The organism is Bradyrhizobium sp. 62 (assembly GCF_023073035.1).
Lineage (GTDB): Bacteria > Pseudomonadota > Alphaproteobacteria > Rhizobiales > Xanthobacteraceae > Bradyrhizobium.
On the sequence record NZ_JADPIT010000002.1, the window covers coordinates 111,546 to 120,202 of the forward strand.

At 64.2% G+C, this 8,657-nt stretch carries 7 protein-coding genes; 5 read left to right on the forward strand and 2 right to left on the reverse strand.

What is annotated here, in order from left to right:
* Positions 1-228: 228 nt before the first annotated feature.
* Both IVB47_RS00585 and IVB47_RS00590 read left to right on the forward strand, forming a co-directional pair.
* On the forward strand, positions 229-1,572 hold the full coding sequence (locus tag IVB47_RS00585; RefSeq protein WP_247459315.1) for an alpha/beta hydrolase: 1,344 nt from the start codon (positions 229-231) through the stop codon (positions 1,570-1,572).
* A gap of 167 nt (positions 1,573-1,739) precedes the next feature.
* Positions 1,740-2,066, forward strand: coding sequence for a hypothetical protein (locus tag IVB47_RS00590; RefSeq protein WP_247459318.1), 327 nt, complete (start codon positions 1,740-1,742; stop codon positions 2,064-2,066).
* Between the two features lie 35 nt (positions 2,067-2,101).
* Here IVB47_RS00590 and IVB47_RS00595 read toward each other — a convergent pair whose 3' ends face one another.
* Positions 2,102-2,491 carry a hypothetical protein gene (locus tag IVB47_RS00595; protein ID WP_027567818.1) on the reverse strand — a complete coding sequence of 130 codons (390 nt, stop codon included), beginning with the start codon at positions 2,489-2,491 and terminating at the stop codon, positions 2,102-2,104.
* 92 nt (positions 2,492-2,583) lie between these two features.
* Positions 2,584-3,756 carry an MFS transporter gene (locus IVB47_RS00600; RefSeq protein ID WP_247459320.1) on the reverse strand — a complete coding sequence of 391 codons (1,173 nt, stop codon included), beginning with the start codon at positions 3,754-3,756 and terminating at the stop codon, positions 2,584-2,586.
* A gap of 186 nt (positions 3,757-3,942) precedes the next feature.
* Between IVB47_RS00600 and thrS the strand changes: the two genes are divergently transcribed.
* The 3 genes from thrS to IVB47_RS00615 all read left to right on the forward strand — a co-directional run bounded on the left by thrS (position 3,943) and on the right by IVB47_RS00615 (position 8,013).
* The gene (thrS, locus tag IVB47_RS00605) at positions 3,943-6,024 is read left to right on the forward strand and encodes a threonine--tRNA ligase (protein WP_247400259.1); all 2,082 of its coding nucleotides are present in this window, start codon (positions 3,943-3,945) and stop codon (positions 6,022-6,024) included.
* A 93-nt stretch (positions 6,025-6,117) separates the two neighbouring features.
* Positions 6,118-6,681, forward strand: a complete 564-nt coding sequence (locus tag IVB47_RS00610) for a nitroreductase (RefSeq protein WP_247459323.1) — start codon at positions 6,118-6,120, stop codon at positions 6,679-6,681.
* Positions 6,682-6,744: 63 nt separating this feature from the next.
* A complete protein-coding gene (locus IVB47_RS00615) occupies positions 6,745-8,013 on the forward strand; it encodes a serine hydrolase domain-containing protein (protein ID WP_247459325.1) in 1,269 nt (422 codons plus the stop codon).
* Positions 8,014-8,657 lie beyond the last annotated feature (644 nt).

Genomic DNA, 8,657 nt, shown 5'->3' on the forward strand with positions numbered 1-8,657 from the left:
CTTCGGTACTCTAGCACCATTAATCCACGATCCGGGCAATAAAGCTTCGTAAACACCGGGACATCCCGCTCCCGTCCCCCACAATCAGGACACGATTGCGTGGTCCCCTTGAGCGTTCCGGATGTGGGGAAGTTTCTCCGGACACTTAACGTCGCCTAAACGCCCATCGGCTCAATTGCCTTAATGATTGCCGATGGACTTGTGGTCATGACTTGGGGTCATGGGTGAATGGTCGGGGCCGTTCCGAAACCGAGAGCTGACATCCGCGCCGACCGGACCACGTCCGGCGCGCGCGGTCGTGCGCTTCGGACCGCTCTGATCTCAGTCTTGGTGCCGTTGTCGCTGACCCTGGTTCAATGCGGCAAGGCACCCAATCCGGCAGCGCTCGCGGCGAACTCGCAGGCCAACGTCCAAGGCAACGTCCCAGCCAACGTGCAGGTCGTTGCGAAGACAAACCAGCAAGTCGCAAGCAGCGACTCGTTCGAGGATCGCTTCCCGGCCCCCCAGTTCAGGGAGCGCTTCCCCTCCGCGAGCGAGGGTTTTCTGCAACGGCAGATGTCGGACTTCTCACCCAAGCGCGCCGTGCAGCAGCAGCCGGAGCAGGCGCCCTACAAGGTCGCTTCGCTCGCGCCGCAGGCCCCATACCAGCGTCCGCCGCGCGAGGACCTGACGACGCTCGTCAGCATGAAGTCGTCAGCCTTCCCCTATTTCGGCAACAACCCCGCCTCCGACGCGCCGTTCCTCAACATCTCCAAGGGCGACCGCCGCGGCCACCGCAGCTATTCCGGGCGCGTATTCTGGCAGGACGAGACTTACAACGATAATCGCGTCCTGATGCACGTGCCCGAACATTTCGACGTGCGGAAGCCAGGCGTGATCGTGGTGTTCTTCCACGGCAACGGCGCGACACTCGAGCGCGACGTGCGCGACCGCCAGCTGGTGCCGCAGCAGGTCACCGATTCCGGCGCCAATGCCATCCTGCTCGCACCGCAGATGGCGGTCGATGCCGCCGATTCCAGCGCAGGAAAATTCTGGCAGGCCGGCGGCCTCAAGCGCTTCATCGACGAGTCTGCGAACCATCTCGCCCGCCTCACCGGCGATCCCAACAGCGCCCGCGCCTTCGCCAACATGCCGATCGTGATCGTCGGCTACAGCGGCGGCTTCCTGCCGACAGCCTGGAGCCTCGAGGTTGGCGGCATCAGCGACCGTGTCCGCGGCGTCGTGTTGCTCGACGCCGTCTATGGCGAGATGGACAAGTTCGCCTCATGGATCGAGAGCCACCGCTCCGGCTTCTTCGTCAGCTCCTACACCCACTACACCGCGCGGCGCGACCGCGAACTGATGAGCACGCTGCGGCAGAAGGGCATCACCGTCTCCGAAGACATGGACGGCCCCTTGCGTCCGGGCAGCGTGGTGTTCGTCGAAACCGGGGACGGCATTACCCATCGCGACTATGTGACGCGAGCGTGGACGCGGGACCCGCTCAAGGACGTCCTGGTGAAGATGTCGGCGACGCCATCACTCGCGCTCACGCGCGTGGCCTCCATCAATCCATCCGCATCGAGCCGGTAGCGATATTGCGCCCGTCGGCATTTGGCTGCACGGCCCGCAACTCTCTCAAGCCTTGATCAAAATGTGATGTTGATGGCCGACGGTCCCGGGGCCGACCGGATTGCTTCCACTGGCAACAATCATACTTTGCCGGCCAAGTCGTATTTGGAATTCTGCGGGGACATGCTGTGCGTCAGGGACTCTACAAGGTCGACTTCCACACGGTTCACGGCACGGGTTGCGGCGTCGTCTATGTGACCGAGGGCAAGATGCGCGGCGGCAATTCCGTTTTCGCGTTCATCGGCAGCTGCACGGGCGAAGGCGACAGCATCAGAGTCAAGATCTCGACCGAGCGCCACAATGACGACCCTTGCTTCAAGGCCTTGTTCGGTCTTGACCGGATCACGCTGACGCTCGCCGGCCGGGAGGATGGCGACACGGCGGAATTCGAAGGTACCGCACTGCAACTGCCGGGCGTTGCCTTTAGGGCCGTGCTGAGCCGGATCAGCGACTAACCGTCCGGCTCCTGATCCTTCGGGTCTTAACGGCCTCAGGTTTTTGGCAGCTTCGGAATGCTCTCGGCAAAGCCGTTGAAGCAGGCCAGCCGCTCGTCCTCTTCCTTGAAGAAACGGCAATCGGCGTAGCCCTTGGCCTTCGCCGGCTTGGGCTTCGGCGTCGGCGCGATCACGGCGTCGTAGCAATTGAGCCGGTCTTTGGTGCCATCATCGAGGTCGAGGCAGGCCTGGAGCCGCGCCGCGATCGATTGCGGCTTGCCCTTCGGCGCCGCAGCCGGCTTGGCCGCAGCCTCCTTGGTCCCTGCCTTGGTGCCCTTGGGCTTGACCTGCACCAACGGCTTGTCCCCGATCATTGGTGGCTTGTCGGCTTGCGCGAAAGCGGAAGCTGAATAGAGCACCGCGGCAACCGCCAGAATCATCCTCATCTCAGTCAACCCTCTTTGGTCCCCATGACCGGCCTTCTAGCCTTCCGGCGCGCGGTTTGCCAAGCACCTTGCGCACACGGACACGCTTCCGCTCAGGCCGGGGCGGCAGTTGCCGGCCGGGGCCGGGTCAGGACCACCAGGATCAGCGCCAGCACGACGAAGCCGACCGCGACGAAGCCGAGCGTATGCAGGAGCTCGCGGGCGAACAGCAGTCCGCCGACGGCAGAGCCGACCGCCTGGCCCATATAGAGGACGGAGGTGTTGAGTGCGACGGTCGCCGATGCCAGCGACGGTGCCGCCGAGACCAGCCGCACCTGCTGCATCGAATTGGTCGAGGCAAAGCCGAGGCCCCAGATCGCGACCGCACCCGCCATCATCGCGAGCGTGCCGGCGCCGAGCGCCCAGCCGGTGATCCCCGCAAGCAGCAGGCAGGTGAAAAGCAGCGAGGTACGATAGGGTCCCGAGGTGTCGACGATGCGGGTCGCAATGACAACGCCGAGGAAGCCGCAGACGCCATAGAGAGCGAACACCATGCCGATCGCATCGGGTCCTGCGCCGGTCAGCTTGTTGAGCAGCGGCCCCATGAAGGTGAACACCACGAACTGCCCGGACATCTGCAACATCGTGATCGCCAGCAGCAGCAGGATCGTCCTGTTGCCACCGACCGCGCTCCAGGTCTTCAGATCCACCGGCGTGCCCTTCAGGCCCGCCGGCAGTCGCATCAGCAACAGCAGGAAGCTGACGCAGCCGAGCGCGCCGATCCCGCCATAGGCCGCGCGCCAGCCATAGCGGCTGGCGATAAACGTGATCAGCGGCAGGCCGACGGCGGCAGCGAGCGACCAGCCGAGAAAGATGTAGGCAATCGTGCTGCCGCGACGCTCCACCGGCACGATCAACGCCGCCGTACCGGCGGCCTGCGGCGTGTAGAGCGCGCCGACCGCGAGCATCACCAGGCGGATGACGAGGAGGCTTGCATAATCGGGCGCAAAGGCAGAGGCGAGATTGCCAAAAGCGAGCACCGCGAGCGTCGTGGTGAGCAGCGTCCGGCGTTCGATCCGGCTGGTGAGCCAGGCCGTCAGCGGCGAGCCGATGCACAGGATGACAGCCCCGAAGGTGATCAGGAGCGCGGCCGCATGGATGCTGACGTCGAGCCCCGTCGCCAATTCCGGCAGCATGCCCGCCGGTGCCAAGACCGAGCAGCCGGTGACGAGATTGCCGAGCATCAGAGCGGTTGGCGCGAAACGGCCGGCGCGTGCATTTTCCATGCAAACGCATGTAGAGCGGGCTTGCGACCAGTTAAAGGGCGTTGCCCGGAATAGTTCGTGCAGCGCCCCCGCTTTTGCGCGCCGGTTTCTTGGAAATGCCGGATTGCGCAGGCCGAATCGCCTGATATATCGCTCGTTCCCGCTTACCTGCGCTCGTTCGCAGGAGTGAGCCTCAGGAGACACGCCATGACCGACCAGCCCAACGACCAGTCCAAGGACCAGTCCAAGTCCGAGCAGCCCAAATCCGAATCCGGCTTCCAGTACAGCCTCAGCAATTTGAGACCCGTGACCCCGCCGGAAAAAATCACCCTCACCTTCCCCGACGGCGCCCGGCGCGAATACGCCAAGAGCATCACCGGCCTCGAACTTGCCAAGGGCATTTCGCCGTCGCTGGCCAAGCGCACGGTCGCCATGGCGCTCGACGGCGTGGTCTCCGACCTCGACGATCCCATCGAAGCCGACGCCAGGATCGAGCTGATCAACCGCGACGATCCGCGCGCGCTCGAGCTGATCCGCCATGACTGCGCCCACGTACTTGCCGAAGCCGTGCAGACGCTGTGGCCGGGCACCCAGGTCACCATCGGTCCCGTGATCGAGAACGGCTTCTATTACGATTTCTTCCGCAACGAGCCGTTCACGCCGGAAGACTTTGCCGCGATCGAGAAAAAGATGCGCGAGCTCATCGCGCGCGACAAGCCTTTTACGAAGGAGGTTTGGGATCGCGAAAAGACCAAACAGGTGTTCCGCGACAAGGGCGAAGCGTTCAAGGTCGAGCTGGTCGACGCCATTCCCGGCAACGAACCGATCAAGATCTATTACCAGGGCGACTGGTTCGATCTCTGCCGCGGCCCGCACATGACCTCGACCGGCAAGGTCGGCAACGCCTTCAAGCTGATGAAGGTGGCGGGCGCGTACTGGCGCGGCGACAGCAACAACCCGATGCTGACCCGCATCTACGGTACGGCGTTCGCCAAGCAGGAGGACCTCGACGCTTATCTGAAGCAGATCGAGGAAGCGGAGAAGCGCGACCATCGCAAGCTCGGGCGCGAGCTCGACCTCTTCCATTTCCAGGAGGAAGGCCCGGGCGTCGTGTTCTGGCACGCCAAGGGCTGGACCATCTTCCAGCAGCTGATCGCCTATATGCGCCGGCGCCTGGCCGGCGACTATAGCGAGGTCAACGCCCCGCAGATCCTCGACAAGTCGCTGTGGGAGACCTCCGGCCATTGGGGCTGGTACCGCGAGAACATGTTCGCGGCGCAGTCGGCCGGCGAGGAGGCCGAGGACAAGCGCTGGTTCGCGCTGAAGCCGATGAACTGCCCGGGCCACGTGCAGATCTTCAAGCATGGCCTGAAGAGCTACCGCGACCTGCCGCTGCGGCTCGCCGAGTTCGGCGTGGTGCACCGCTACGAGCCGTCCGGCGCGATGCATGGATTGATGCGCGTGCGCGGCTTCACCCAGGACGACGCGCACATCTTCTGCATGGAGGATCAGCTCGCCGACGAGTGCCTGAAGATCAACGAGCTGATCCTGTCGACCTACGCCGATTTCGGGTTCACCGGCGATCTCACCGTCAAACTGTCGACCCGGCCGGAAAAACGCGTCGGCACCGACGCGATGTGGGATCACGCCGAGCGCGTAATGGCGACGGTGTTGCGTGAGATCCAGTCGCAGAACAATCACATCAAGACCGAAATCAATCCGGGGGAAGGCGCCTTCTACGGGCCGAAGTTCGAATATGTGCTGCGCGACGCCATCGGCCGCGACTGGCAGTGCGGCACCACGCAGGTCGACTTCAACCTGCCGGAACGGTTCGGTGCGTTCTACATCGACCACGACAGTGGCAAGAAGCCGCCGGTCATGGTGCACCGCGCGATCTGCGGTTCGATGGAGCGCTTCATCGGCATCCTGATCGAGCACTATGCCGGCAACTTCCCGCTCTGGCTGTCGCCGGTGCAGGTGGTGGTCACCACCATCACGTCGGAAGCCGACGAGTATGCCAAGCAGGTGCTGGAGCAGGTCCGGCGTGCGGGACTTCGGGCCGAGATCGACCTGCGCAACGAAAAGATCAACTACAAGGTCCGCGAGCATTCGCTGGCCAAGATTCCGGCACTGCTCGTGGTCGGCAAGAAAGAGGCCGAGACGCAGTCGGTCTCGATCCGCCGGCTCGGCAGCGACGGTCAGCAAGTGACGACGACGGTGGAGGCCATCGCCGCCCTCGTCGACGAGGCGACCCCGCCGGATGTGAAGCGGGCGCGCGGCGCGGCCTGACATCTGAAATCGGTCTAAACTCGCTTTCGGTTGCGGGCGTGCATTCCTATGTGGGGATTGCACGCCCGACGACCAGCCGAAGAGGAAACCGCAGTGCCCGACGCCATCGAACTCCTGAAGACCCGCCGCTCGGTCAAGCCGCGCGAGATGTCCGGACCCGGCCCCTCCCCGGCCGAGCTCGAGACCATCCTCACCATCGGCGCGCGCGTGCCCGACCATGGCAAGCTCGCGCCCTGGCGCTTCATCATCTTCGAGGGCGATGCGCGCCAGCGCGCCGGCGAGGTGATCGCAAAGGTGTTCGCCCGGAAGAATCCCGGCGCGGCGGCGGCCGATGTCGAGACCGAGCGCAAGCGCCTCACGGATGCGCCGCTGGTGATCGGCATCGTCAGCTTCACCAAGCCGCATCCGAAGGTGCCGGCGTTCGAGCAGGAATTGTCGGCCGGCGCCAGCGTCATGAACATTGTCACGGCCGCGACCGCGCTCGGCTACGGCGCCTGCTGGCTGACCGGCTGGTTCTCGTTCGATCGCGACGTGCTGGACGGCCTCGGCCTTACGCCGGACGAGAAACTCGCCGGCTTCGTCCATATCGGCAAGCCGACCAGGCCGAGCGAGGACCGTCCGCGACCGGTCCTTTCTGAAATCGTGACGCGATTTTAACCGAAGGCGTGTTGACGCCTTCGACGTCTTGCGGCTTTGATCCCGGCAAGGGAGGAAGCCCGGATGAAGCGTCGTGAATTTCTGGTCGGAGCCGCGCTGCTGGCCGGCACGATGGCGCGAAGCCGCGCCGCCAACATCCCCGCGCCGTCGTCCGACGGGCTCGACCGTATCACAGCGTATTTCAACAACGAGGTGACGAGCGGCCGGCTACCGGGCGTAGTGGTGCTGGTCCAGCAGCACGGCAAGCCGGTCTATCTGAAGACTTTTGGCGTGCGCGACACCAGGACGGGCCTCGCGATGACGTTCGATACGATCTTCGCCATCCACTCGATGACCAAGCCGGTCACGTGCCTCGGCGCGATGATGCTGATCGACCAGGGCAAGCTTGCGCTCACCGACTCCGTGTCGAAATACATTCCCCTCTTTGCCGACACTAAGGTGGGCCTCGAGGTCACCAATCCCGACGGCACGCTGAAGGTGGATCTGGTGGCCCCGGTCCGTCCCGTCAACATTGAGGATCTGCTGCGGCACACTTCGGGCATCAGCTACGACTATATCGGCGGCAAATGGGTTGAGCAGGCCTACAAGGCCGCCAACATCTTCGAAGGTCAATTCGACAACAGGGAGTTCGCCCAACGAATCGCGAGGTTGCCGCTGGCACGGCAACCGGGAACGCTGTGGCGCTACGGTCATTCCACCGACGTGCTCGGCAGCGTCATCGAGATCATTTCGGGCCAGACGCTGTACGCATTCCTCAAGCAACGCATCTTCGACCCGCTCGGCATGAGCAGCACCAAGTTCGCGCTGGCGACCGAGGACGAGCTCGCGCGGATGGCGCGGCCACTGCCGAACGACAACATCCTGCTCGCCGCCGAGCGCGAGCGCCTCGACCATCCCGAATGGCAGTCCGGCGGCGGCGGGCTGCTCTCGACCATCACCGACTATCAGCGCTTCTCGCAGATGCTGCTCAATGGCGGCGAGTTCGACGGCAAGCGCTATCTCAGTCCTGCAGCGTTCAAGGCCATGACGACCGATCACGTCGGGCCGGGCTCGGGCGTCGGACGCGACTATTTCTATTTTCCGGGCGACGGTTTCGGCTATGGCTATGGCCTTGCGGTGCGGACCGATCCCGGCAACGCCAAACCGCCGCCGCCGGGCTCGCTCGGCGAGTTGAAATGGGACAGTGGCAGCGGCACCTATTTCGGCGTCGATCCCAAGCTCGATATGGTCTACCTGCTGATGCAGCAGACCCAGAACGAGCGCAGCCGCATCACGCCCGCCTTCAAGGCGCTGGTCTATGACTGTTATCCGTCCGAGTTACGCCGCCCGTGAAGCGCGCTAGGTGAAAGCGGCGAGCAGCTTTGCGATCTCGGCGCCGGGCACTTCCATCATCCTCGTCATTGCGAGCGCAGCACAGCAATCCAGAATCTTTCCGCAGCGGCGGATTGCTTCGCTCCGCTCGCAATGACGGAGTCTTTGGGTGGCAGGGTCGCGCGTCCCTTCGCATTCCGGATCGCAGACACACCTTCGCATCCTCGCGGCGTGTTCGCCCGAGCTTTGCTTCGTCGTCTCACCCTCAATTGAAAGAGGGCGCAGGGAAGACCGGGTGCCAGCCGGCACCCGCGGTCCACTGTGCGAAATTGTCGTAACAAGATTGCACAGCGGCATACAGGTGAAGCCCAACATCTGGCCTTCCCTGCGCAGTGGCTTTACGGCTTATGTCGCGCTCTCCCCGGGGAGCGATGCACTATTGCCCCCGTCGCCTTGCGGATGGCTGACGCGTGCGCCCGGTTGGGCAACCCACATCACCGCAAGGCTTGGCGCACAGACCCCGGGCGCCAGGACCACACGATTTTGCCGTACGCGGATCACACCCGTCGTGTGCGCGAGGCCTTCACTCACGGTTGCCCGCCCTGCGAAGCCGTGCGCGCCGATGTCACCCACGTCTACCGCCGTCCGGCCCGCGTTCGTGACGA

Excerpts from the sequence above, each read along its gene's own strand:
- IVB47_RS00585 (WP_247459315.1), top strand. The coding sequence starts at position 229 with ATGGTCGGGGCCGTTCCGAAACCGAGAGCTGACATCCGCGCCGACCGG.
- thrS (WP_247400259.1), top strand. The coding sequence starts at position 3,943 with ATGACCGACCAGCCCAACGACCAGTCCAAGGACCAGTCCAAGTCCGAG.
- IVB47_RS00600 (WP_247459320.1), bottom strand. The coding sequence starts at position 3,756 with ATGGAAAATGCACGCGCCGGCCGTTTCGCGCCAACCGCTCTGATGCTC.
- IVB47_RS00595 (WP_027567818.1), bottom strand. The coding sequence starts at position 2,491 with ATGAGGATGATTCTGGCGGTTGCCGCGGTGCTCTATTCAGCTTCCGCT.
- IVB47_RS00615 (WP_247459325.1), top strand. The coding sequence starts at position 6,745 with ATGAAGCGTCGTGAATTTCTGGTCGGAGCCGCGCTGCTGGCCGGCACG.